This window comes from Pseudoalteromonas atlantica, assembly GCA_007988745.1.
Lineage (GTDB): Bacteria > Pseudomonadota > Gammaproteobacteria > Enterobacterales > Alteromonadaceae > Pseudoalteromonas > Pseudoalteromonas atlantica.
In genome coordinates this window covers 25,293-51,633 of record BJUT01000002.1, presented here as the reverse complement: position 1 = coordinate 51,633, position 26,341 = coordinate 25,293, and the positions used below count along the sequence as shown (strand labels likewise).

Annotated in this window: 19 protein-coding genes and 1 pseudogene; 10 read left to right on the top strand and 10 right to left on the bottom strand. The window is 42.3% G+C overall.

Going from position 1 to position 26,341, the window contains the following annotated elements:
* The first annotated feature begins 19 nt into the window (after nucleotides 1-19).
* From hutC to hutH, 3 genes are all read left to right on the top strand, one after another.
* Nucleotides 20-727 (top strand): histidine utilization repressor, encoded by a 708-nt coding sequence (gene hutC / locus PAT01_RS02305; protein WP_154944617.1) that lies wholly within the window; start codon nucleotides 20-22, stop codon nucleotides 725-727.
* A gap of 67 nt (nucleotides 728-794) precedes the next feature.
* Nucleotides 795-2,468, top strand: coding sequence for a urocanate hydratase (hutU, locus tag PAT01_RS02300; protein ID WP_154944614.1), 1,674 nt, complete (start codon nucleotides 795-797; stop codon nucleotides 2,466-2,468).
* 2 nt (nucleotides 2,469-2,470) lie between these two features.
* Nucleotides 2,471-4,024 carry a histidine ammonia-lyase gene (gene hutH / locus PAT01_RS02295; RefSeq protein ID WP_154944612.1) on the top strand — a complete coding sequence of 518 codons (1,554 nt, stop codon included), beginning with the start codon at nucleotides 2,471-2,473 and terminating at the stop codon, nucleotides 4,022-4,024.
* Here the strand turns inward: hutH and PAT01_RS02290 are convergent.
* A complete protein-coding gene (locus PAT01_RS02290) occupies nucleotides 4,002-4,772 on the bottom strand; it encodes a Rossmann-fold NAD(P)-binding domain-containing protein (RefSeq protein ID WP_029773385.1) in 771 nt (256 codons plus the stop codon). The two genes, hutH and PAT01_RS02290, sit on opposite strands and share 23 nt — an antisense overlap.
* Before the next feature lie 116 nt (nucleotides 4,773-4,888).
* Between PAT01_RS02290 and PAT01_RS02285 the strand changes: the two genes are divergently transcribed.
* The 4 genes from PAT01_RS02285 to PAT01_RS02270 all read left to right on the top strand — a co-directional run bounded on the left by PAT01_RS02285 (nucleotide 4,889) and on the right by PAT01_RS02270 (nucleotide 11,588).
* Nucleotides 4,889-6,916, top strand: a complete 2,028-nt coding sequence (locus tag PAT01_RS02285; protein WP_154944610.1) for a methyl-accepting chemotaxis protein — start codon at nucleotides 4,889-4,891, stop codon at nucleotides 6,914-6,916.
* Between the two features lie 431 nt (nucleotides 6,917-7,347).
* Nucleotides 7,348-10,056, top strand: a complete 2,709-nt coding sequence (gene secA, locus PAT01_RS02280; protein ID WP_064386276.1) for a preprotein translocase subunit SecA — start codon at nucleotides 7,348-7,350, stop codon at nucleotides 10,054-10,056.
* Nucleotides 10,057-10,116: 60 nt separating this feature from the next.
* Entirely contained in the window at nucleotides 10,117-10,515 is a 399-nt protein-coding gene (mutT, locus tag PAT01_RS02275) for an 8-oxo-dGTP diphosphatase MutT (RefSeq protein ID WP_154944608.1), read from the top strand.
* Between the two features lie 5 nt (nucleotides 10,516-10,520).
* Nucleotides 10,521-11,588: a phosphotransferase enzyme family protein gene (locus PAT01_RS02270; protein ID WP_154944607.1), complete on the top strand. Its 1,068-nt coding sequence runs from the start codon at nucleotides 10,521-10,523 to the stop codon at nucleotides 11,586-11,588.
* Nucleotides 11,589-11,742: 154 nt separating this feature from the next.
* On the opposite strand, the gene PAT01_RS02265 is transcribed toward PAT01_RS02270, so the two are convergent.
* From PAT01_RS02265 to pmbA, 3 genes are all read right to left on the bottom strand, one after another.
* Nucleotides 11,743-13,818, bottom strand: a complete 2,076-nt coding sequence (locus tag PAT01_RS02265; protein WP_154944605.1) for a M13 family metallopeptidase — start codon at nucleotides 13,816-13,818, stop codon at nucleotides 11,743-11,745.
* Between the two features lie 250 nt (nucleotides 13,819-14,068).
* Complete coding sequence (locus PAT01_RS02260) at nucleotides 14,069-14,551, bottom strand: DciA family protein (protein WP_004589317.1); 483 nt, start codon at nucleotides 14,549-14,551, stop codon at nucleotides 14,069-14,071.
* Nucleotides 14,552-14,668: 117 nt separating this feature from the next.
* A complete protein-coding gene (gene pmbA / locus PAT01_RS02255; protein ID WP_154944603.1) occupies nucleotides 14,669-16,018 on the bottom strand; it encodes a metalloprotease PmbA in 1,350 nt (449 codons plus the stop codon).
* 144 nt (nucleotides 16,019-16,162) lie between these two features.
* Here pmbA and yjgA point away from each other — a divergent pair, with 144 nt between their 5' ends.
* Complete coding sequence (gene yjgA / locus PAT01_RS02250; RefSeq protein ID WP_154944601.1) at nucleotides 16,163-16,696, top strand: ribosome biogenesis factor YjgA; 534 nt, start codon at nucleotides 16,163-16,165, stop codon at nucleotides 16,694-16,696.
* 112 nt (nucleotides 16,697-16,808) lie between these two features.
* Complete coding sequence (hemN, locus tag PAT01_RS02245) at nucleotides 16,809-18,182, top strand: oxygen-independent coproporphyrinogen III oxidase (RefSeq protein WP_154944599.1); 1,374 nt, start codon at nucleotides 16,809-16,811, stop codon at nucleotides 18,180-18,182.
* 107 nt (nucleotides 18,183-18,289) lie between these two features.
* Here hemN and PAT01_RS02240 read toward each other — a convergent pair whose 3' ends face one another.
* The 3 genes from PAT01_RS02240 to PAT01_RS02230 form a co-directional block, all read right to left on the bottom strand.
* Entirely contained in the window at nucleotides 18,290-18,805 is a 516-nt protein-coding gene (locus PAT01_RS02240) for a DUF2489 domain-containing protein (protein ID WP_004589313.1), read from the bottom strand.
* Between the two features lie 12 nt (nucleotides 18,806-18,817).
* Nucleotides 18,818-19,408: a Der GTPase-activating protein YihI gene (gene yihI / locus PAT01_RS02235; protein ID WP_154944597.1), complete on the bottom strand. Its 591-nt coding sequence runs from the start codon at nucleotides 19,406-19,408 to the stop codon at nucleotides 18,818-18,820.
* A 741-nt stretch (nucleotides 19,409-20,149) separates the two neighbouring features.
* Entirely contained in the window at nucleotides 20,150-20,782 is a 633-nt protein-coding gene (locus PAT01_RS02230; RefSeq protein WP_004589311.1) for a c-type cytochrome, read from the bottom strand.
* 280 nt (nucleotides 20,783-21,062) lie between these two features.
* Between PAT01_RS02230 and yihA the strand changes: the two genes are divergently transcribed.
* Complete coding sequence (gene yihA / locus PAT01_RS02225) at nucleotides 21,063-21,722, top strand: ribosome biogenesis GTP-binding protein YihA/YsxC (protein ID WP_154944595.1); 660 nt, start codon at nucleotides 21,063-21,065, stop codon at nucleotides 21,720-21,722.
* 10 nt (nucleotides 21,723-21,732) lie between these two features.
* On the opposite strand, the pseudogene PAT01_RS02220 reads toward yihA, so the two are convergent.
* The 3 genes and pseudogenes from PAT01_RS02220 to polA form a co-directional block, all read right to left on the bottom strand.
* Nucleotides 21,733-22,250 (bottom strand): annotated as a pseudogene (locus PAT01_RS02220) (DUF1285 domain-containing protein).
* Nucleotides 22,247-22,834 carry a YceI family protein gene (locus PAT01_RS02215; protein ID WP_024032161.1) on the bottom strand — a complete coding sequence of 196 codons (588 nt, stop codon included), beginning with the start codon at nucleotides 22,832-22,834 and terminating at the stop codon, nucleotides 22,247-22,249. Before PAT01_RS02215 ends, PAT01_RS02220 begins: the two are co-directional and overlap by 4 nt.
* Nucleotides 22,835-23,540: 706 nt before the next feature.
* On the bottom strand, nucleotides 23,541-26,270 hold the full coding sequence (gene polA / locus PAT01_RS02210) for a DNA polymerase I (RefSeq protein WP_154944593.1): 2,730 nt from the start codon (nucleotides 26,268-26,270) through the stop codon (nucleotides 23,541-23,543).
* Nucleotides 26,271-26,341: the final 71 nt, after the last annotated feature.

The window sequence follows — 26,341 nt, the reverse complement described above, 5'->3', positions numbered from 1 at the left end:
AGTACAGCTAATAATAGTAATGACCACACCTAAATTTGCACAAATTAAACAATTTATTGTCGATAAAATAAAAAATGGCGCATGGCAAGAAAACCAACGTGTCCCTTCAGAAAATGAGCTTAGCAGCCAATTTTCTGTAAGCCGTATGACCGCACGACGTGCACTGAGCGAATTAACAGATGCCGGTATTTTAACGCGCAGCCAAGGGTTAGGTACGTTTGTAGCCAGTTTTAAATCGCAGTCGTCACTACTTGAAATTAAAAACATAGCCGATGAAGTAAAAGAACGTAACGGGCAATACAGCTGTAGTGTGCAGGTGCTTGAATCAATCAATGCGGTAGCACCCATAGCCATTGCGCTTGGCGTTGAAGTAGATAGCGTGGTGTATCGCAGTGTGCTTGTACACAATGAGAACGACAAACCACTGCAAGTTGAAGAGCGATTTGTAAACCCAGCTTTAGCCGCGGGTTATTTACAACAAGACTTTAGCGCCCTCACCCCGCATGAATACTTATCGAGGGTAGCGCCGCTCACACAAGCGCGCCACACAGTGGAAGCGGTTATGCCCAACTCGCAAATGTGCCAATGGCTTAACCTGTATAACGAAGAGCCCTGCTTACAGGTTATTCGTCGTACTTGGTCTACAAAAGGCATAGTAAGCTTTGCTCGCTTAGTATCACCGGGCAGTAAATACCGTTTGGGCGGGCACTTAACATTTAAAAAATAATAACAACGTAACGCTCAAGGGCGTTTTTTTGTAGCTGACCATCTTGTATATACAACAGGAGAAATTCATGAACAACCGGCTCGACACACACCGAGAAATCCGCGCGCCTCATGGCGATAAAATTAGCGCTAAAAGTTGGCAAACAGAAGCCGCTAAACGCATGTTAATGAACAATTTAGACCCTGATGTGGCAGAGCACCCTCACGCGTTAGTGGTATATGGCGGTATTGGCCGTGCGGCAAGAGACTGGCCAAGCTTTGATAAAATAATTGAAACCCTTGATAGGCTCGAAAACGACGAAACCCTGCTTGTGCAATCGGGTAAGCCCGTGGGCGTATTTAAAACACACGAAAACGCGCCGCGCGTTCTCATTGCTAATTCTAACCTGGTGCCACATTGGGCAAATTGGGAGCACTTTAATGAGCTCGATAAAAAAGGCTTAATGATGTATGGGCAAATGACCGCGGGCTCTTGGATTTATATTGGCTCACAAGGCATAGTGCAAGGCACTTACGAAACCTTTGTAGCAATGGCAAAACAACACTTTGGCGGTAATGCAAAAGGTAAATGGGTTTTAACAGCAGGCCTTGGCGGTATGGGAGGTGCCCAACCACTCGCCGCGACGATGGCAGGTTTTAGCGCATTAGTTGTGGAATGCGACGAAACCCGTATCGATTTTCGAATTAAAACCGGCTACGTTGATGTAAAAGCCACGACACTTGAGCACGCGCTTGAGCTAGTTACCGATGCTTGCATTAAAGGCAAGGCGTTATCGGTAGGCTTATTAGGTAACGCTGCCGATATTTTTACTGCACTGGCAAACAGTAATATTACCCCTGATATAGTGACCGACCAAACCTCAGCGCACGACCCACTCAACGGCTACCTACCGCAAGGTTGGAGCATGCAACACGCAGCAAAAATGCGAGAACAAAACCCACAGGCAGTGGTTAAAACCGCTAAACAATCTATGGCGGTGCAAGTAAAAGCCATGCTAGCACTTCAAAAAGCCGGTGCTGCCACTACCGACTATGGCAATAACATTCGCCAAATGGCATTTGAAGAAGGCGTTACCAACGCATTTGATTTTCCGGGCTTTGTGCCTGCTTATATCCGTCCGTTATTCTGTGAAGGAATTGGCCCATTTAGATGGGTTGCGCTTTCGGGCGACCCCGAAGACATTTATAAAACCGATGCAAAAGTGAAAGAGCTTATCCCAGAAGATACTCACTTACATAACTGGCTTGATATGGCGCGTGAGCGCATTCAATTTCAGGGTTTGCCAGCGCGTATATGCTGGGTTGGTTTAAAAAACCGAGCTCGCCTTGCACTGGCCTTTAACGACATGGTTAAAAATGGCGAGCTTAAAGCGCCGGTTGTAATTGGTCGCGATCATCTCGACTCTGGCTCTGTAGCAAGCCCCAACCGTGAAACCGAAAGTATGCAAGATGGTTCAGACGCCGTTTCTGACTGGCCGTTACTTAATGCTTTGCTTAATACTGCGGGTGGCGCAACGTGGGTGTCGCTGCACCATGGCGGCGGAGTGGGCATGGGCTTTAGCCAGCACGCAGGCGTGGTTATTGTTGCTGATGGTAGTGAACAAGCCGCGCAACGCATCGCTCGTGTGCTTTGGAACGACCCTGCTACCGGCGTTATGCGCCATGCTGATGCAGGCTACGACATCGCTAAAAATTGCGCGCAAGAGCACCATCTAGATCTCCCTATGCTAAACAAGGAATAGTCATGATTTCACACACTCTCACACCAGGGCAGTTAGATTTAAGCACCCTAAGAAAAATTAATGACTCTGCTGTCACACTTAACTTAGTCGATGGCGCCAGTACACAAATAGCGGCCAGTGCACAAACTGTTCAAAACGTAATAAACAAACGCCAAACGGTGTACGGTATTAACACCGGCTTTGGCTTATTAGCCAATACAAAAATAGCAGATGACGAGCTTGAGCTACTGCAGCGCAGTATTGTGCTTTCGCATGCTGCCGGTATTGGGGAGTTCATGGACGACAGCACTGTAAGACTAATGATGACCTTAAAAGTAAACTCTTTGTCTCGGGGCTACTCAGGGATACGCCTAGAGGTGATCGCATTTTTTATGCAACTACTGGGCAGTGAAGTGTACCCGTGCGTGCCACAAAAAGGGTCTGTGGGTGCTTCGGGCGATTTAGCGCCTCTTGCTCATATGTGCCTTCCACTATTAGGTGAAGGCAACATGCGCCACAAAGGTGAAATTATAAGTGCTGCTCAAGGGCTGAAAATTGCCAATCTTTCACCTCTTACATTAGGCGCAAAAGAAGGGCTGGCACTGTTAAATGGTACACAAGCCTCTACCGCGTTTGCGTTACAAGGGCTTTTCAAAGCAGAAGATTTATATGCACAAAGCTGTGTTATAGGCTCTATTAGCATGGAAGCCGCAATGGGTAGCCGTGCGCCCTTTGATGCACGCATTCACGAAATACGGGGGCAACGCGGCCAAATTGATACGGCCAGTGTATTTAGAGAGCTACTTAGTACTGAATCACAAATTAGCCAATCTCACGTAAACTGCGAAAAAGTGCAAGACCCTTACTGCCTTCGCTGCCAACCTCAGGTACTCGGCGCGTGTTTAACACAAATACGCCACGCCGCAGAAGTGTTGTTATGTGAATCAAACGGCGTTACCGATAACCCGCTGGTATTTGCCGATGTGGGCGATATTATATCTGGTGGTAACTTTCATGCAGAGCCCGTTGCTATGGCAGCTGATAACTTAGCCATTGCGATTGCCGAAATAGGCGCGCTGGCAGAGCGAAGAATCGCGCTACTTATTGATTCAAACCTCTCTACACTGCCACCTTTTTTAGTTGAAAACGGCGGAGTTAACTCAGGTTTTATGATTGCACAAGTAACCGCAGCTGCGCTTGCCTCCGAGAACAAATCGCTTGCTCATCCCGCCTCGGTAGACAGCCTGCCAACATCAGCAAATCAAGAAGATCATGTCTCTATGGCAACCTTTGCAGCAAGGCGCTTAAAGGAAATGGCCAATAACACCCGCGGGGTATTAGCAATTGAATGGCTTGGAGCTGCTCAAGGGCTTGAGTTTAGAGCCCCACTTAAACCTTCACCGCAAGTAGAAAAAGCAAAAGCTCTGCTGCGCGAGCATGTAAGTTACTACGATAAAGACCGCTACTTTGCCCCCGATATAGACGCAACCAATACGCTTTTAGCACAAGGGGCATTGTGCGACTTTATTCACCACAACCCACTACCATCGCATTTTAAATTCCATGCTGATAGCTAAAGCCTAACGCTTCAATTGCTGAGCCAAGTACTTTGCGCTCAGCACTTTCATTACTGGTAAAGGTTGGCATTTCGCCGCCATGCTCTGCACACTTTTGTGCATAATAATTCGCTTTAGTTGGGTGCGATGGATTTACCACGTTATAAATATTTTGCCCCGAATTATAGTTTTCTATTACCGCAAAAATGGCGTTTATCACATCTTGTTGATGCACCATATTAACCACCTGCTGGCTCGATGAATTTAATTCTTTACCAGCAACAAAGCGCCCCGGCTCGCGGTTAGGCCCTAATAACCCTGCTAAACGCAGTACTTTACCATCTTGCTCAAGCACCTTTTCTTCGCCATCGTATAGTTTTATTTGTCGCTCATTGGTACAACTTATTTCACTGCTTTCAGTGTAAACACCCGGCTCTTGGTCGTACACACCGGTAGATGAGCACAAAATAAAGCCCTTTGCATTTAATTGTTTAGAAAGTGAAAGTGCAGCGCTTAGTGTTTCTGGGTAGTTACTTTCACTGTGTCTGCTTCGTGGGGGGATTGCACACACCCAGTAAGCATCGTGTAAATCTATTTGGTGTATTAGTTGCCCATCAATCAAGACAAATTGACGCTGAAAATCGTCTGTGTGCTGATCACTTCTATGCGTACCTTGTACCTGCCAACCCGCCTGTTTAGCTTGTAGGCACAAAGTATGACCCAACCAGCCTGCGCCTAATACTACTAATTTATTAGCTTTTGTTTCCATTTTTGCATAACCCTTCATTTTAAACGCATAATTAGTGCTTTTTATCTAACTTCATAGAGATTTAAAGTAAGATATGATTAGATACAACCTACTAAAAAACAATAATACGTGCACTTATGCTAAATAATTTATCATTACGGAAGAAAATATTATTATTGATTGGTGGCACCATCACCATTTTGCTAATTATTGCTTCAACATTTTTTGTAAATCACATCGCTAACCTTTCCAGAGTAAACATTGAGCGCGAAGCTCAAAGCTACCTACAAAGCGAACAACTTTCAATGCAAAGCTACTTTGCAAAGTATGGCAAGCTGGTTTCTACGTTTGTTAATAACCCGCATTTAGTTAATTTTTTTGAAAATTGGGATACTCGCGATCAGCCGATTAAAAATGCCCCCGGCTACAACGAAGTTAATCAAGACTTTGTACGCATTAGCTCAAATGACGAAAATGTACTGTCGGCGTTTTTCGCATCAGCAACCACCGGTGAATACTTTAAAGAAAACGAGCGTACCAGTCATTACAATGGCCAACCTTACTACGCCTATAAACGTGGTTGGTGGCAAGAAGCCCTGCAAATTAATAAACTTTACGTAGGCCCTATATCGGTCGATTTAACCACTGGGGTTGCCTCAGCAGTTGTACAACAGCCGGTATACAACGCACAGCGTAAACTTATTGGTATGGGCGGCGTTGATTTACAGCTTAATAAAATCAACGATATGGTTGAAGGTATTCGCTTTAACGGCCAAGGCTATGGCTTTTTACTTGATGGCAATCAAAAGGTTGTACACTTTTCAAATGCTACCGGCCATAAGCTGTCTAACACCGACGAAGGCCCTAAAGGTAAAGAAGGGCTAGATGGCCTTGAAAGCCAGTTTAATAATACTTCAGGCTTTACAGAGCTTAACGCACAAATGCGTAATAACCTCGAAGGCAGTCAATTGGTGACCTTAAAAGGAGAAGAGTATTATGTGGTGTACCATCGCTTACAACTAGAGCAACCTTATCTAGATTGGTATGTAGGTATACTGATCCCAACCAGCATGATTGAAGCCCCCGTTAATGAGGCGGTTACCACCACAATCACCGCAGTGGTGATTATTTTAGTGATCATTCTAGCGATGATATTATGGGCAACCCACATGATCTCGCAGCCTATTACCACCTTAACTAATATAATGCGTGATATTGCATCGGGCGAAGGCGATTTAACTCAAAAGATTAATATTACCAGCCAGGATGAGGTCGGCCAGCTTGCCAATCACATGAATACATTCATTGATAAGCTGCGCGCCATGATGTTAGAAACAGCCGCACAAGCTGAGCAGTTAACCAATGCCGCAGCGCAACTTAAAAACGTGTCTGCTCAAACCAACACCGAAATACAGCAAGAAAAACAACAAGTAGACAGCGTTAGTGCCGCCGTGACCGAAATGGCCAGCACTGTACTTGAAATATCGCGTAACGCACAGCATACCAACAGCGCCGCCGAAGAAGTACAAGCCATTACTGCCGAAGGGGCTGACCGCTCAACTCAAGCACAACGTGTGATGACCGAACTTGCGCTACACATAGGTGAAGCATCTAAAGTGGTAGCAGGACTTGAACAAGAAAGTAATAACATTGGTGCATTGGTGGATGTAATTAACTCCATTGCCGATCAAACCAACTTACTTGCTCTAAATGCCGCCATTGAAGCTGCGCGAGCAGGTGAGCATGGCCGTGGTTTTGCGGTAGTTGCCGATGAAGTACGTTCACTGGCAAGCCGTACGCAAGAATCAACAGACGATATCCGTAATATGATTTCTCGCTTACAGCAAATTGCCCAACAAGCGTCGGTAATGATGCTACAAGGGCAAGAGCAAACTGAAGGCTCAGTATCGCAAACAAAAGAAGTGCTAAGTTCATTACAAAACATTGCTCAGTCGGTAACTAAAGTGCAAGACCAAAGCCACCAAATTGCCACTTCAACTGAGCAACAAACCGTTGTCGCAGAGGACATTAATACTAGCCTTGCAGCAATTAATGGCTTAGTAAACAGCACCGCAGATCACGCACACATTTTAGCAGATGAAGCGCGCGATTTAAGCGACCTTGCTGTTGCCTTAAACAAAACGGTTAATCAGTTTAAGCTTTAAATACACAGCGTAATAAGGTGGGTAACTAAGTATGAAATTAACCCACCTAGGGCGTGTTGAGCTTTGTGGATTGAATGAATTTCAATCACCCAAGGCCTGCATGCCCTAGCACTCTTGTTTTTAAATTTTTTAACACCATATCTTCACAACTTGCTGCTATTTTTTAGCGTAATTAAATCAGTTAAAGTGGTTTTTACGCATCAGATCAAATTTTTCTGTTTTTAATACACATCTTTTAGTTGAGATAGTTTGTTGTTTGGCAGAGTCTGGTATAGTAGCACACGTATTAAACAGTGCTTTGAGGCTCTTTAATACAAAATTGCTAATTAATATGTTCTACAGGTTATGTAAAAGTACATATTAATTACCAATTGTAAAAAATGGGTTAGCCGACACTCGGTTAACAAAGAATACATTGTAACGGTTTTATCATGATATCTAATTTATTTACCAAGATTTTTGGTAGTCGCAATGACCGCACTATTAAAAACCTAAGAAAGACGGTCGCGCTAATTAATGCGCTAGAAACGCAATTAGAAGCGCTTTCTGATGAAGATTTAAGAGCTAAGACAGCTGAGTTTAGAGAACGTTACGATAACGGACAAAGCCTTGACGACATTCTACCAGAAGCATTTGCTGTGGTACGCGAAGCGTCAAAGCGTGTAAATGGCATGCGTCACTTTGACGTACAGCTATTAGGCGGCATGGTTTTACATCAAGGTCGTATTGCAGAAATGCGCACCGGTGAAGGTAAAACCCTCACAGCCACACTTCCAGCCTACTTAAATGGCTTAACAGGCAAAGGCGTGCACGTAATTACCGTGAACGACTACCTTGCTAAACGTGATGCTGAAACAAACCGCGAGTTATTTGAGTTCTTGGGCCTAACTGTGGGCTGTAACGTACCTGGCATGATGCCACAACAGAAAAAACAAGCTTACAGTGCCGATATTACTTACGGTACTAATAACGAGTTTGGTTTTGACTACCTACGTGACAACATGGCATTTAGCATTGATGAGCGCGTACAGCGTCCATTGTTTTATGCGGTAGTGGATGAAGTGGATTCAATCTTAATTGATGAAGCGCGTACGCCACTTATTATCTCAGGCCCAGCTGAAGATAGCTCTGAGCTATACATCGAAATCAATAAAATTGTGCCGCTTTTAGAGCTTCAAGAAAAAGAAGACGAAGAAGGCATTGAAGGCGATGGCGATTACACAATCGACGAAAAGTCTAAGCAAGTTCATTTAACTGAGCGCGGTCAAATTAAAGTAGAAGACCTACTTACTGAACGTGGCTTAATTGAAGAAGGCGACTCGCTTTACTCAGCCGGTAGCATTACCTTACTGAGCCACGTGTATGCCGCACTTCGTGCCCACAAGCTTTATCAAAAAGATGTTGATTACGTTGTTAAAGAAAACGAAGTTATCATTATCGATGAGCACACAGGACGCTCAATGGAAGGTCGTCGTTGGTCTGAAGGTTTACACCAAGCTGTTGAAGCTAAAGAAGGTGTAAAAATTCAAAACGAAAACCAAACACTGGCTTCAATCACTTTCCAAAACTACTTCCGTTTATACGAAACCTTAGCCGGTATGACAGGTACAGCCGATACTGAGGCATTTGAGTTTCAATCTATTTACGGCCTAGACACGGTTGTTATGCCAACTAATAAGCCGATGATCCGTGATGATCGTGCCGATTTAGTTTACCTAACACAAGAAGAAAAATACGAAGCTATTTTAGCCGATATTAAAGATTGCCAAGAGCGCGGACAGCCTGTGCTTGTAGGTACTATTTCGATTGAAAGCTCTGAGTATTTATCGCAGTTTTTACGCAAAGAAAAAATTAAGCACAACGTACTTAATGCTAAATTCCACGCGCAAGAAGCTGACATCGTATCGGATGCTGGCTTACCAGGTACTGTAACAATTGCAACCAACATGGCCGGTCGCGGTACCGATATTGTGCTTGGTGGTAACTGGAACAGCGAAGTTGAAAAACTAGAAAACCCAACAGATGAGCAAATTGCTGAAATTAAAGCGGCGTGGAAGATTCGCCACGATGCAGTAATTGACGCTGGCGGTTTACACATTATTGGTACTGAGCGTCATGAATCGCGCCGTATAGATAACCAATTACGTGGCCGTGCTGGTCGTCAGGGTGATGCCGGCTCTAGCCGTTTTTACTTATCGATGGATGATGCGCTAATGCGTATATTTGCCGGCGAGCGCATGACTAACATGATGCGTAAACTAGGCATGCAACGCGGCGAAGCCATTGAGCACCCTTGGGTTAACCGTGCAATTGAAAACGCTCAGCGTAAAGTAGAAGCACGTAACTTTGATGTACGTAAACAATTACTTGAGTACGATGATGTAGCAAACGATCAACGTCGTGTTGTTTACTCTCAACGTAACGAACTGCTTGAAGAAGGCGATATTTCAGAAACCATTACAGCAATCCGTGGTGATGTACTTGCCGGTGTTATTGATCAATACATTGCACCACAAAGCCTTGCTGAAATGTGGGATATCCCAGGCCTTGAAGAGCGCTTAAAACAAGACTTCCTGATTGAGCTGCCTATCACGCAGTGGTTAGCTGATGACAATAAACTATACGAAGAAAAACTTCGTGAGCGTATTGAGCAAGCGGTTGAGCAAGCTTACAAGCAAAAAGAAGAGCAAGTTGGCGACTCTGTACTACGTCAGTTTGAAAAAGCGATTATGCTTCAAAGTCTTGATCAGCACTGGAAAGATCACCTTGCTGCAATGGATCATTTACGCCAAGGTATTCACTTACGTGGCTATGCACAAAAGAATCCTAAGCAAGAATACAAGCGCGAGTCGTTTGAGCTATTCACCGAAATGCTTGAAAACTTAAAAGTTGATGTAGTGGGCATTTTAAGTAAAGTACAAGTTCGTGCCGAAGAAGATGTTGAAAAAGTAGAAGAGCAACACCGTAAAAGTGAAAATGCCCCTCGCGAGTACCAACACGAAGAAGCTGAACATGTAGGCGGTGAAGCACCTCAAAGCGCAACTGTAATGGCAAGAACAGCGCCTAAAGTTGGCCGTAACGATCCGTGTCCGTGTGGATCAGGACAAAAGTTTAAGCAATGTTGTGGTAAATTAAAGTAACGACGCATTGTATGTAATTAAAAAGCGACGCTAGCGTCGCTTTTTTTATGGAGAAAAAACATGACAACAAAAATTGTAAATGTAGCGGTAGGCGTAATAAAAAAAAATAACGCCACCTTTATCTGCAAGCGTGCTGATGAGCAACATCAAGGTGGCTTATGGGAATTTCCAGGCGGGAAAGTAGAAGCTGGCGAGAGCGTATTTGCTGCACTTAAGCGTGAATTAAGTGAAGAAGTTGGCATTACTATTCATAGCTCTAGCCAACTTATGGTAATTGAACATGACTATGGCGATAAATGTGTAAAACTTGATATTCACGTTGTGAGTAACTTTAGCGGTGAAGCACATGGCGCCGAAGGGCAACCAAGTGAATGGGTCGCTATTAATCAGCTTAGTAACTATGAGTTCCCTGCTGCTAACGCCGAGATTATCGAAAAAATACAAGCGCGATACGCCTAAAGTACATGAATACAGCAATACAAAATAAATTAAGTGAGCTATTAGCGCTAAACCCTGAGCTTACTCAGGTGAGCTCTTTAGGCAGCGGACATATAAACACCACGTGGCTGTTAACTAATGCTGCGCAGCAATTTGTTGTTCAAAAGCTCAATACTCATGTATTTAAAAAGCCAGCACAACTGGTCAATAACGCCCAGTTAATTGAGCAGCACCTAAGCGCTAAACAACAAGCAAATACTTACCCGCTCGACATTGTTAAGCATATAAGTACTTGCCAAGGTGAATACCTTATTACAATTAACAACGCGTACTATCGCGTGCTTAATTTTATTAGCCAAAGTATTAGCGAAGATGTGGTTACAGAGCCCCATCACGCACAGCAAGCCGCATTTGCATTTGGCACCTTTACACGTGCCTTGCTCGATTTTGACGCATCAAGTCTCTACCCTGTTATTACTGACTTTCATAACTTAGCTATGCGCTTTGAGCAGCTTAATACAGCTATTAGCACCGCCACTAAAGAGCGGCTCCAGCAGTGTAAAAACGACATTGACTACTGCATTGCACAACAGCATTTAGTAAAAGAACTCGCTGACGTAACAGCCGATTTGCCCACCCGGGTGTGCCACAACGACACTAAAATAAATAATATGCTGTATTGCAGCAATACATATAAAGCAAAAGCAGTTATCGATTTAGATACGTGTATGGCAGGCTTTTTATTGTATGACTTTGGAGACATGGTGCGCACATTTTGCTGCGCTGAGCCAGAAGATTCGATTAATCTTGATAAAGTGGTTATTCGCAAAGAGGTATTTACTGCGCTTGTTAAAGGCTACCTTGCCCCCCTTAAATCGGCTATTAGCAACAAAGAGCAAGCAAGTTTGCTGCTTGGCGCTAAAGTTATGCCGTTAATGCTCAATGTGCGGTTTTTAACTGATTACTTAAATAACGACGTGTACTTTAAAACCACCCATGCAGAACATAATTTAGAACGTGCGCAAAACCAGCTTGCTTTGTATAAAAATATTTTAAGTAATCAAAGCTGGATGCATAAAACACTCATGCAGTAGCCCTGAATTAAGTATTATTGCGCATTGGTATTAGTACTCAGTATTTAAATATAAAAAAGCCAGTAAGCTAAACACTTACTGGCTTTTATTTATCAACCTAAATGCGGGGTAATTTATCTCTTAACCAGATTCAGGTTAACTAACAGGCTATCAATTACCAAATTTTTACGCGGTCTTCTGGTTTGATATACATTTTGTCGCCTTCTTTTACGTCAAACGCTTGGTAAAACTCAGGCATGTTCGACAAGATACCGATAACACGGTAGTGACTTGGTGAATGCGGGTCTGTCATTAAGCGGTTACGTAGCTCTTCATCGCGGTACTTACGACGCCAAATTTGTGACCAACCCATAAAGAAACGCTGATCGCCGGTGTAGCCATCAATAACGGGCGCTTTGTTCTCACCTAACGATAATTGATACGCCTTATAAGCCACCGTTAAACCACCTAGGTCGCCAATGTTTTCGCCAAGGGTAAGCTCGCCGTTAACACCCGCATCTTCAAATGGTTTATATTCGTTGTATTGCGCTACTAACGCGCCGGTACGCTCTTCAAACTGTTTAAGGTCAGACTCACTCCACCAGTTACGTAAGTTACCGTCACCATCGTATTTAGCACCTTGGTCGTCAAAACCGTGACCTAGCTCGTGGCCAATTACTGCGCCAATTGCACCGTAGTTTACAGCGTCATCGGCTTCTAAATTAAAGAACGGTGGCTGTAAAATAGCAGCTGGGAATACAATTTCGTTATTTACAGGATTGTAGTAAGCATTAACTGTTTGTGGCGTCATGTGCCACTCAGAGCGGTCCGCTGGCTTGCCTAATTTAGCAATCATGTCGCTATAAGCCCACTGGCTGTAACGTATGTAGTTACCCACTAATTCATCAGGGTTAATGCTCAGCTGTGAGTAGTCTTTCCACTTATCTGGGTAGCCAATTTTTGGGGTAAATTTGTTTAGCTTTTCTTGGGCTGCAAGCTTGGTTTCAGGGCTCATCCACTCAAGGTTTTCAATAGCAACGCCGTAACCTTTAATAACGTTATCTACCAGCTCTTCCATACGTGCTTTTGCTTCAGGCGGGAAGTTATCTTTTACGTATACTTTACCTAAAATTTCGCCAAGTACGCTGTTAGATGCATCAACCGCTTTTTTCCAAAGTGGCGCTTGCTCTTTTACGCCGCGTAATGTGGTGCTATAAAAATCAAATTTAAGATCAACCAAGTCAGTGCTCAGTAACTGCGCGTAACCACTTACAAAATGAAACTTTAAGTAGTTTTTCCACGTTGCTAAATCTGTTTCTTTGTACACATCAGCAAACCCTTCTAAGTAGCTTGGCTGACGTACAATAATGTCTGAGGTATCTACCCCAGCACTTTTGAAAAATGCTGCTAAATCAAAGTCGCCTGTTAGCTTATTTGCCTCAGCTACGGTCATTTTATTGTATGACTTAGTTGCATCACGGCTTTGTACTCTACTCCATTGCGCCTCAGCTAAAGCGCTTTCAAATGCGATAACGTTTTTCGCGGCATCAGCGGCATTTTCAACGCCTGATTTAGCTAAAATATCTGTTATGTATTGCTCGTAAGATGCGCGAATTTTAGTAAATTTTTCATCATCTTTTAAGTAATAGTCACGATCAGGTAAGCCAAGTCCAGATTGCGATAAGTACAGCGCGTATTCACTTGAATTTTTAGCGTCGTTATTTACAAACCAGCCAAATGGTAAGCTAGCGCCTTGCTGCTGAATTTTAGCCATTAAAGGAGCAAGATCAGCTTTTGAATCTAGGCTATCAATGGTATTAAGTGAAGGTTGTAAAGGTGTAATACCTAACTCATCACGTGTATCTTTATCCATGTAGCTTTTGTAAAAAGCGCCAATTTTGTACTCATCGCTGCCTTTTTTAGCACTGCTATTATTAGCGGCACTTTCAAGCGCTGTTTTCATCGCTTTTTGCGACTCGTCGTATAACTGTGTAAACGAGCCGTAGTTCGACTTATCGCCAGGGATCTCTGTTTTAGCAAGCCACTGTCCATTCACATGGTAATAAAAGTCATCTTGTGCACGAACCGACTCATCCATATTGGCAAGGTTTACACCTAGCTCAAGCGTTTTTTCTGCCGGTGCTGTAACAGCAGCGGTCTCGGCCACTTGCGTTTCTTGTTGTTTTTCACCGCAACCTACTAGGCCCAGTGCAAGTGCGATACTTGCAGCGGTAATAGTTACTTTTTTCATAATTATTCCGTTTGTTAGTAAAGAATAAAATATCTATTTCATTAAACTATTGCATGCCAGAGAAAAAATAAAAGCGCCCTGCAATGCTTTCACTTAATGAAATTAATATTTAGGCGGTTAAAACAACACGCCGAATTTGTATGATAAACCCCATTAAAGAAACAATAAAATAGAATATGTAACAAAGTATTTTCTATGAGACGAGGTAACAAAATAGCCCTACCAACAACCATAATCGCACTTTTGGGAGTTATTTTTTACCATGGCGAGCAAGGCGCTCTAGCTTTTCTTTCAGCGAAGGTGGCGCTGATGCGGCAATGGCATTAAGGTAATCTGAAGTTTGCTGGCTCATTTTTCTTGAATTACCAGGTGCTTTACCTGCGGGGCCGGGTTTATCTGCAGTTGGGCTTAAGCGCGCTGTTGCTTGAGGGTTTGCAACAATTTTAATTTGTCCGAGCTCTGCCATGCCCGCCGCTCTAAAATGCGACTGCATATCCATTTTTAAATAATTAAGTTTAAGGGCAATTGCCGCCGATACAGCTTCAATCATCAACGTGCCATCGCGGTAATTACTCACACGGCATTTTTCAGCAAGCTTTGGGCCTAAAAACTCTTTAAGCAACACCTGTTGCTTATCAAGCGCTTGGCTTTTACCTGCATAGGCCGATAAGCGATTATTAAGGCCTGCCATAATGTCAGTCAGGGGTTTTGGTGCGTACCTATCTTTAGCCATTCAACACCTCAAAAATTTAAATAAAGCAAGTTTAAGCCAAGCGTTTAAATGCTCGGCTTAAATATGTGCTTTTATATTATACCAATTCGCTTAATTACGTATTATTGCAAATTGCTATTATGCGCCTGCTATTTGCATTTGCTCTATAAGTACTGAGCCGGTTTGAATGCCGCCTCTGCGCTCAATATCGCCCCCTATGGCCGAAATACCTTTAAACATGTCTTTTAAATTTCCGGCAATGGTAATTTCACTAACAGGGTACTGAATTTCACCGTTTTCTATCCAAAAACCAGCCGCTCCACGCGAGTAGTCACCCGTAACGGTGTTTACGCCTTGCCCCATCAGCTCGGTAACTAATAAGCCTGTTCCCATGGTTTTTAATAAAGCCGATAAATCGTTGTGCGTTTGCTCAACTAACCAGTTATGAATACCGCCTGCATGGCCTGTTGGAGCCATATTTAGTTTACGCGCTGCATAACTTGCTAATAAGTACGTTTGCAGCTCACCGCCTTGAATAATTTCACGGTCAATCGTTTTTGCCCCTTCGCTATCAAAAGGCGACGACGCTAATCCTTTTAATATATGAGGACGCTCAGCAATATTAACGTTCTTACTAAATACTTGAGTGCCTAAGCTGTCGAGTAAAAAGCTCGATTTACGATAAAGCGCCCCGCCGCCAATTGCCGACACTAAATGGCCAAACAATGAATTGGCAATATCGGCTCTAAAAATAACAGGGACTTTCATAGTACCCAGCTTTTGGCTATTTAGTTTAGCCAGAGTTTCGGTGGCGGCTTCTAGGCCTACCGCAGCAGCGTCGTTAAGTCCGCCCTGATCGCGAGCAACAGTATAAGCAGAGTCGCGCTGCATGTGCTCGCCTTCTTTGCCTATTACCATAGTGCTAATGCTGTGGCGCGTACGTGGAAAACCAGCAATTAAACCATGGCTATTACCATACACACGTAAGCCTTGGTGCGATGAAAAACTTGCACCATCTGAATTAACAATGCGCTCATCAGCATTTAAAGCGGCTTGCTCTGCAGCGTGACATAGCTCAATACCTTGCTCAGGGCTTACATCCCACGGGTGATATAAATCAAGGTCCTTAGGGGCAAACTCGAGTAATTCTTTATCGGCAATACCATTAAAAGGGTCATCTGAGGTAAATTTGGCAATATCAATGGCTTTTTCTACTACCGTGCGCAGTGTTTTTGGGTTTAGATCAGCAGTAGACGCCGAGCCTTTATTATTCCCTACATAAACACTGATACCTAAACCACCATCTTGGTTAAACTCTATGGTTTCTACTTCACCCATGCGTGTGCTTACCGATAAACCCGATGTACTAGACATAGCAGCTTCTGCGGCAGTGGCACCCAATTTTTTAGCATGCTCGAGCACTTCAGCTACGGCATCTTTTACTTGAGAGATTTGAGAATAAATTGGATCGTGTTGTTGGCTTTTCATAAATTAAGTCCTGAGCCTTAAGGCAATATTGCACGCATTTCTTATCTTTAAATGCTAACACACTCACTGCACCACATCAGCTAATATTAATCACTAAAAGAATCGCGTATAATGGCAAAAGTTATTTTTACTTAAGAGCACCCCATGGCGAAGAAAAAAGGCAAGCCTGCTGAAATTGAAGAAGAAATTATTTACGTATCAAAAAGTGAACTAAAGCGCGACGCGCAAGAGTTTCATCAGTTAGGTTCTGAAATTGCTAAAATGGGGAAAAAGCAACGCGAACGCTTACCACTCAATGACGATTTGAAAGCAGCCATGGTAGTTGCTGATAAAATCAGTAATAAGAGCGATGCGTACCGCCGCCACTTAAATTACATTGCTAAAACGCTACGCACAGTAGAAAACGTTGAAGAAATTAAAGCCATTATTGACGTAATGCTTAATAAAAATAACCAAGCTGAGGTTTTAATTAAAAAAATTGAGCAATTACGTACCGACTTAATTGAGCAAGGCGATGATTTAATTAACGAAACTATTGAGCAATACCCGACCCTTGAGCGCCAAAAAATGCGCCAATTGGTACGCAACGCCGCTAAAGAAGTTAAAGCTGAAAAGCCAGGCAAGGGCTATAAAGAATTGTTTCAATACTTAAAAGATGCCCACAACATGACGTATTAACAAAAAATACTCTTTTAAAAAGGTGCTTAGGCACCTTTTTTGTTGTAGATCAAAACCCCTCCCTTAAAAGCTTTTTATACTCAACACCTCATTAATACATAAGGTGCGCGTGATGATAAAGCTTCCAAAATGGGATCAAACTCTTATAAATAAGTATAACGTGTCAGGGCCGCGCTATACCTCCTACCCCACCGCTTTATCTTTAAGCGAGGGGTATCAGCAACAAGACCTTGTTAGCGCTATAAAATCATCCTCTAGTCGCTCACTTTCTTTGTATATTCACATCCCATTTTGCAGTGAGCTTTGCTATTACTGCGGATGTAACAAGGTGATCACACGCCATCAGTCTAAAGCCGATGTGTATTTAGATTATTTAACAAAAGAAATAGCAGCACATGCCCCTTTATTTAAACACTACACAGTGGAGCAATTGCATTTAGGGGGTGGTACGCCAACCTTTTTAACTGTAAAGCAAATGACGCGCTTAATTAACTTATTAGAGCAGCACTTTCACTTTACCCGCAACACTGAGCGAGGCATTGAAATAGACCCACGCTCCCTTGCTAAAGATATGCTTATACACTTACGGGTTTTAGGCTTTAACCGCGTATCCTTTGGTATTCAAGATTTTAACGATGAGGTACAACAAGCGGTTAACCGTACACAGCAAGTAGATACCGTTAAAGCACTGATAACCCAAGCCCGCGAGCTTGGCTTTAAGTCTATAAATGCAGATATGATCTATGGCCTACCTAAACAAACACCCCAAAGCTTTGAAAAAACAATAGCGCAATTAATTGCCTTAAGCCCAGATAGAGTCTCTGTATTTAATTACGCGCATTTACCAGAGCGCTTTGCTGCGCAACGTAAAATAAAAGAGGCTGACTTACCCAGTGCCCACGACAAGCTAACCATGTTTAAAAACACCTTGGCGCAAATGACCTTTGCAGGCTATCAGTTTATTGGTATGGATCATTTTGCAAAAGCCGACAACGAACTTGCAGTCGCGCAAAATAAAGGGCAGTTACATCGTAACTTTCAGGGCTATACCACCCACGGTAATTGCGACTTATTAGGTTTAGGGGTCTCGTCTATTTCGCAAATTGGCACGACCATTTTACAAAACCAAAAAGTGCTTAAGCATTATTATCACGAAATAGAAACGCAAGCCGGCAGTGCTATACATAAAGGAATGCATTTAACGCACGATGATGTAATACGCGCAGAGGCTATTAAATCACTTATTTGCCAGTTTGAATTAGACACACACGCATTTGCGAAAAAGCATTCTATACATTTTAATGAGTATTTTGCGGATGCGCTGTTGGCGCTAAAGCCTTTAATAGACGATGACATGGTGCATATAAACGATAAGGTAATACGCGTCACGCCTCGCGGAAATCTATTTATTCGTATTATATGTATGTGCTTTGATGCTCACTTACAAAAGCAAATAAGTAAAACCCGTTTCTCACGAGTGATTTAATTAGTGCTATAGCAATTCGCTTATCACGTTTGAGGTGGTAAAAACGTGTCGATAAGCAGGCATAAAAAAAGCAGACCTGAGTCTGCTTTTTGTATTTTCTATAGGGTTTAATTAAACACGATGTTTTCGCTGCCCGGCGCAGCTTTAAACTCAACAATGATTTTGTCGCAATCTGCTTTAATCTCATCACTAAAGTTTTCTTCAGCTCGCCAACGTGCTGTATCTTGCTTAAAAATCTCTTTTTTAGAGTATTTTTTGCGTGCATCGTGAGTCGGCATTTCTTTCACAACGTTATACATTTTATAAATGCCTGGGTACGCTAGCGTTAAATCTCGCTCATCTTCAAAAGCGTACTGAGACATTAAAACCCAAATTCGTAAACAGCCTTCAGAGTACTCACATTGCTCTTCAGCCATTGCACGAGCAATTAGATGAATGCTATCTGCAAGTTTAGCGTTACGCTTTAAGCGCGACTGCTTAAGCTTTTGCTGTTGCTCTGCTTGCTTTTGCGCAATTAACTTTTTTTGCGCGTTAAGCTTATAGAGCAACTGACCTGCATAAAATGCTAAGCCAGCAATAATAACAGCACCTACAAACAAGGCTACAATCACTGCGGTACTCATTAAGCGCCCTTACTATTTGTCGTCATCATCTAGCCACTCATTGGCTAAATCATCTGAAAGGTACTTATCGAAATCTGAGTTACCGTCGCTTTCGAAGTTATCTTCAAAATCATCTTCAAACTCGTCTTCATCTTCGATACCTAGTAACTTACAAAGTACTTGGTGGCGAGCAATACGGCTATTAAAGTACTTCGCATCTTTACCCGTCAGCATTTCACCTTGCTCATGGCGCTCAACGAGCTTAAGTAAACGCTCATCGTTTTCAAGCGCTTCTAGCTCTTGCTCAGGCGTAAGCTCTGGCTCTGTAACCTTTTTAAGCTCAACTGTTGGCTTTAAGTTACGCTTCATTTCTACTTGCGGCTGTGGTGCACTAGCCACTAAAGGCACGGCTTTTTTACTGCCGACGCGCTTATCTTTTGGCGCTGAGTTTGCTTTTTTAGTATCGCTATCTAATAGCTCAGGTGCATTACGAGAACCAGGCTTAGCGCCCTTTGGCTTTTTAACTCGTTGCTCTTTTAACGCACGCATTTCTTTAAGCTTATCTTGGCTTAAACGAACAGGGCCGTTTGAAGGAATTTTGCGTGATTTTTTCTTTCTACTCATATCTTGATCATCTCACTTAAGAGGTTTTGAGCGAGGCACATAACATGAGCATCGCAGTGCTGGCCTAGCCAGAAGAATTCGATTTGCGCATTAAAGCTTGGGTTGCTCGTTGAATTAGCGCATTAGCTTATTGCTAAACGGTGGGTATTGTAACAGGACAAATAAAAAGGCGGTAGAGAAAACATCTCTACCGCCTACTAATCTGAGCGCCATTATCTGGACACTTCTCCCTTCGACTTTTTTTAGTCTTTATTATTTTTATTATTATCAGTCCGTATTGTTATTATTTTAACCTTCCTTGTTACATTCCATTTTGTTTTTATTATTAAACTTCCTTGAGATTTTATTATTTACGGTCATCCTGACGCTTTCTTGTTATTTCCTTTTGTAGCACCTTCAATGTGCTATTCAGTCGTGTCGCGCCATTTTCCTTTAGCATAATCCATGTTGTTATTGTTGTTTTGCGACAGTGGTTAATTTACCCGTTAATATTTTTGTTACAACTGGTTTATATAATTTTTCTTACATAGAGCGCATATAAAAAACAAAAAACTTATAACAAACATAAATTTAACTGTAAAAATATTTTTAAAATAAGTTATTTCTTACAAAACAGCATGGCAAATGTCTCACAAACTAAAGGGTGATATCGTTAAAATGTGGACACAAAAAAAGCAGCGTAAGCTGCTTTTTAATCATATTACATAGTATTACACTAGCTAATACTAAATAAATACGACTTTAGTGTAAGCCACCTAAGTATTGAGATAGTACTTCAATATCTTTATCAGTTAGCTTTTTCGCTATATCTTGCATCATACCGTTATGGTCGTTTTTACGGGTTCCATCACGAAACTTCTCTAGCTGAGCTTTAATGTACTCTGGGTGCTGAAAAGAAATTTTAGGAAACTTAGCAAGAGACGAACCATTGCCTCGCGGACCATGACACGCCGCACAAGCCGGAATACCACGTTCAGCATCGCCTGCTTTGTAAAGCATTTGACCAACTTCAACCACGTCTTTAGGGGTGGCGCCTTCAGTCATGTTCAATGAAGAAAAATAAGCAGATAGGTCTTTCATGTCTTGTTCGCTAAGTGGCATAGCCATCGCGCTCATTACAGGATCCATACGGCCTTCTTTACCGCCTGAAGTCATACCTAATTTTAAATCCTTAAGTTGTTTAAGGATGTAATCTGGGTGCTGGCCTGCAAGTTTAGGGTAAATATTAACCGGTGCATTACCGTCTGGGCCGTGACAAGCCGCACACGTTGCTGATTTTTCTTTACCTGCGTTTACATCGCCATCAAATGCTGTTGCGTTGCTTGCTGACAACGCACCAAGCAATATTGTTAAAGATAGTGCTATTTTTTTCATGGTGAATTCTCTGTTTCCGACCCTGTATCATCTACAATATGGATGTTGTAATTCATGTATTCTACACGATAAAAAATTCTCTGGCACGTTTTCTACTCATATTAAGCTTATAATTTATAGGGTTTTGACCTAGATTAACCTTTAAGCAGCTTTAATAGTGCCATTTATAGAGTTTTTAGGTGTTTAAATACGCTTTTTAATACATCCTTTATAGTATAAAATACGCGCCCTGAGTGAATTTAGCTCAATAAGATTAACTTTTACGTTTTTAGGAGAGCCTGTGCTCAAATCTCGTATCAAATATAATACTGCGTCTTTTGTAACAAGCGCGCCAGACATCACTAAATTACCTGCTGATACGGGAATTGAAGTCGCGTTTGCAGGTCGCTCTAATGCAGGTAAGTCAAGTGCTCTTAATGCACTGACAGATCAAAAACTTGCTCGTACCAGTAAAACGCCAGGTCGTACGCAGTTAATCAACACCTTTGAATTAGGTCAAGTAGATGATATGCGCTTAATCGACTTACCCGGTTATGGTTTTGCTAAAGTACCTATTGAAATGAAAAAGAAGTGGCAAAAGTCACTGGGTGAGTACCTACAAAAACGTCAAAGTTTAAAAGGTATTGTTATATTAATGGATATTCGCCACCCATTAAAAGATTTAGACAAAGATCTAATTAACTGGGCTATTGGCAGCGAAATCCCAGTACTGGCGCTTTTAACTAAAGCCGATAAGCTCAAGCAAGGTGCGCGTAAAGCACAAGTACTGCAAGTACGCCGTGAATTAAGTGAACTAGACGGTGATATTACTGTACACGCTTTTTCATCACTTAAGGGAACAGGTTTACCGGAAGTCGCTAAAAAGCTAGATGAGTGGTATTTAGGGCCAATTGTGGCTGTTGCACCACCGCAAAGCGATGAAGACAGCTCAGACGCTTAAAAATAAGCACCTACGAAAGATAAAACTTTCCCCCTGCTGATTTTATAAAATAGCCGCGCTCATCAGCGTCGGCTATTTCAGCCCACTGATAAAACACACTCCGTGATACCCGCGCGCTACACCCATAAGGTAATTGCAAATAAGGCACCGCTGCATTTTTATAGTTTTTTATATAAAGAGGCTGCTCAGCACTGATTAACCATTGCCGTGCTAAATTATCTACACAACACATAACCTGCCCTTGCGCTGTGCTTTCAATATGCCAGCTTACGATAACGAAAGGCGCATCTTGCACCTCTATCGCTATTTTTTCGATGGGTGTTTTTAAATAAAACTGCTCACCTTCTTTGCATAAAAACTGGCAAACAGTTTTACCATCGCAGGACGAGTAATTTCGCTGCCATCGTAAAACCACTGCCCTTGCTCGTTAATCATAATCGGCAGCTCACCACACTGGGCAGGCTGCCAACTATCAAACGGTTTGCTAGGCTCGCTTAATTGCTTACTAAGCGCCGTTAACGAGATCACTGTTTTTTAAGTGTTAGCGCAAAAGTAACTGGTACGGCTGTAGCAACGGCAGGTAAACCAGCTAATTGCTGTAGCTTTTTAACGCCTTCGGTCACACCAAAATCTTGGCTATTTACAATCACAGGCGTAAACGACGACACGCTTAAATCGCCATTTTCGGCACTGCTAACAAGTACATTTATTTTTAATGGCTTTTTATTACCATGAAAATCAAGCTGTGCATCAACCTCTTTTAATACATGCTGGCCCGGCTTTTTAATATTACTTAATTGCTTTTTTAAATCCGCAGTTAAAACTGCATGAGGAAACTTAGCCGCTTCAAATACAAATTGAGTTAAACGTTCATTGCGAATAGGGATCAGTGTTTCTGCAGAGGTTAAGTCTATATTTACACTAAAAGCACCACTGTCTGAAAGTGTTCCTTCTAGGTTAGTAAAATGATGTGCCTCAGCAATCGAGTCTTTTTTAATAGAAACAAAACTTAATTGGCTCTTGTCATTGACTAGCTGCCAATCTGCATGAGCGGCATTAGACAAAGCGACACTTGATAACGATAAACCGATAATGGCTAACGTTTTAAACATAACGCACTCCTAAAATAAAATGAGAATAATAGCGCTTTCGATACTATCACCTGAAATAGGGGCAAACCACCTCAAATTAAAGACGGCGCTAAATTACTTAGCCCGTACTGTTATTAAAAAATTAATAATGATGTAGCAGCCTATAACTTAGGCTTTTTTGGGGCATAGCGCAACATCCACGCTAATAATTGCGTGAGATAGACTTGCCTACGTTTGCATTATAACTGCTTTATACATATACCCGTTTGAAGGCGCGCAAGGTATGGCACAAAAAATAATAAACATAAATGAGCATAAAGTGTGAATAGTAAAAAAGCGCTTAGAGGAGCCATTTAGCTTTAAAGGGCAATCTAATGAGGAAGAAAAAGCAGCCTGCTTAAAACAAGCAGGCCGATATAGCAAACTGGGGAGAAGCTATCAATTTGTTGCACCTTTTCAGATGCATCATCAACAGGATGTCCTACAGGATGAGGACGCGCGCACTTTAGCAAAAGCGCGCATAAAAATACAATGATATTCCGCCAAAATAGTTCGAATTGACGAACATATAACTATTTAATACAAATAGTTGCTTAAATTAACCTACTTTTAACTAAACTTTATTTACGCGTAGAAATACTTATATCTATTCGCTTAATTGAGTGAGTTATTTAGAGGCAATAAAAAAGCGCCTTGCGGCGCTTTTAAAATGTAAGCATGTTTTAGGTTAGTGGGCTTGTTCCCAGTTTTCACCTTCGTCAGCTTCTACAATTAAAGGGACATCTAAGCTAGCCGCTTGCGACATTAGCTCACAAATCTGCTTTGTGTATGCTTGCGCACAATCGGTTTTAATCTCAAACACCAATTCATCGTGTACTTGCATTAGTAACTTAATGGTATTGGGAGCTTGTTGATTAACCCAGCTATGCACGCTCAGCATTGCTTTCTTAATAATATCAGCGGCTGTGCCTTGCATTGGTGCATTGATTGCTGCACGTTCGGCGCCTTTACGGCGAGTTCCATTACGTGCATTAATTTCGGGTAAGTGTAAACGACGCCCAAAAATAGTTTCTACGTACCCGTTCTCGGCGGCTTTTTCGCGGGTTGTTTCCATGTACTCAAGTACCCCAGGGAAACGCTCAAAGTATTTATCTATGTAGTGCTGCGCTTCGTGGCGTGGTACATCAAGCTGACGCGCTAAACCAAAGGCTGACATGCCGTAAATTAACCCAAAGTTTACTGCTTTAGCTTTACGACGCATATCTGTGGTTACATCCTCTAGCTCAACCCCAAATACCTCAGCAGCGGTTGCACTGTGTACATCTAACCCATTAGCAAAGGCATTTAGTAGCCCTTTGTCTTGTGATAAATGCGCCATAATACGCAGCTCAATTTGACTGTAATCGGCAGCCACAATTTTATAGCCTTGTGCCGCTACAAATGCCTCACGTATACGGCGTCCTTCTTCAGAACGAATAGGGATATTTTGTAAGTTAGGATCGGTAGAACTCAAACGCCCTGTGGCCGTAACAGCTTGATGATAAGAAGTATGCACGCGCTGTGTTTTCTCATTAACCATTAGTGGTAATTTATCGGTGTAGGTTGATTTAAGCTTAGATAAACCACGGTGCTCAATAATCACCTTAGGCAATGGGTAGTCATGGGCAAGTTCTTGTAGCACTTCTTCAGCCGTTGAAGGTGCACCTTTAGGTGTTTTTTTAATGACTGGCAGCTCAAGTTTTTCAAATAAAAGTACTTGCAGCTGCTTTGGCGAGCTTAGGTTGAATGGTTCGCCAGCTATCTCAAACGCTTCTTTTTCAAGTTCAAGTAAACGCTCGCCTAAACGCTGGCTGTGCGCCGCCAGCATGTTGCTATCAATTGCTACGCCGGTACGTTCAATATCAGAAATAACATTCACTAATGGCATTTCTATTGTTTCAAATACTGACTTTAACTTCTCATCAGCTTCTAATTTTGGCCAAAGTACTTGGTGTAAACGCAGTGTAATATCGGCATCTTCTGCTGCGTAAGGCGCAGCTTGCTCAAGCTCAATTTGATTAAAGGTAAGCTGCTTTTTCCCTTTGCCGGCTATATCTTCAAAGCTAATGTTTTTATGGCCTAAGTATTTAAGCGCTAATGAATCCATGTCATGGCGAGTGCCCACGCTATTAAATACGTACGACTCAAGCATAGTATCAAACTTAATGCCATTGAGCTCATAGCCTGCATTAGCCAGTACGCTCTTGTCGTATTTTAGGTTTTGCCCTACTTTAGCTTTGTTAGCATCGGCGAGGATTGGCCCAAGCTTTTGCATTACATATTCAAGGCTTAATTGCTCTGGTGCACCCGGGTAGTCGTGTGCAATTGGTAAGTAAGCTGCTTCGCCTGCTTTTACAGCAAAGCTCATACCTACTAACTGCGCTTGCATGTAATCAAGACTGGTTGTTTCGGTATCAAAGGCAAATAACTCAGCGCTATTTAGCTGCTCAATAAGCGTATCAAATTGTGATTCGGTTAAGATAGTTTCGTAATGTGCATCTTCTACTTTTGGCAGTTCATTTGCCTCAGTAGGGAGCGCTTTTTCTGCATCTTTTGGGTTATCAAGCAGCTCAGCTAACCAACGGCGGAACTCACACTCACCATACAGTGCAATAAGCTCATCTTTATTTGGCTCTTGTACTTTAAAGGTATCTAGGTCTGACTCTACCTCAACATCACATTTAATGGTGGCAAGTTCATAACTAAGTGGTAAATGATCAAGGGCGTTTGCAAGCTTCTCACCAATCTTGCCTTTAATGTCGCCAGCATTATCAATTACACCTTGAAGCGATCCATATTTTTGTAGCCATTTAACAGCTGTTTTAGGTCCACAGCCTTCAACACCTGGGATGTTGTCAACCTTATCACCCATTAGCGCTAAATAGTCGATGATTAGCTCAGGACCCACACCAAATTTTTCAACAACGGTTTGAGGATCTGAAATGCTGTCGGTCATGGTATTGATTAGCGTAACATGTTCATTAACTAGCTGAGCCATGTCTTTATCGCCTGTAGAAACCAATACATGGCGCTTTTGCTCAGTTGCTATTCGCGAAAACGTACCAATAACATCGTCGGCTTCAACCCCTTCAATACTAATTAGCGGAAAGCCCATCGCTTTAATAATACTGTGCAGTGGCGCTATTTGCGTTCGTAAATCGTCAGGCATAGGCGGACGGTTAGCTTTATACTCGCTATACATGTCGTTTCTGAACGTTTTGCCTTTGGCGTCAAACACCACCACCATGTGGCTCGGATCATATTGTTTGATCAAACTTTTAAGCATGTTTACCACGCCATAAATAGCGCCAGTTGCTTCACCTTTAGAGTTGGTTAAATGCGGTGGAGAATGATAAGCACGAAATAAATATGAAGAGCCATCAACTAAAATTAGCGGGTTTTCGGGGATCTGAGCCATGGTGAATTTGGATCCTAAATACAAAAAAGTAATATTATTACAAGCATGCCATAAGGTTGTGAATAAAACGA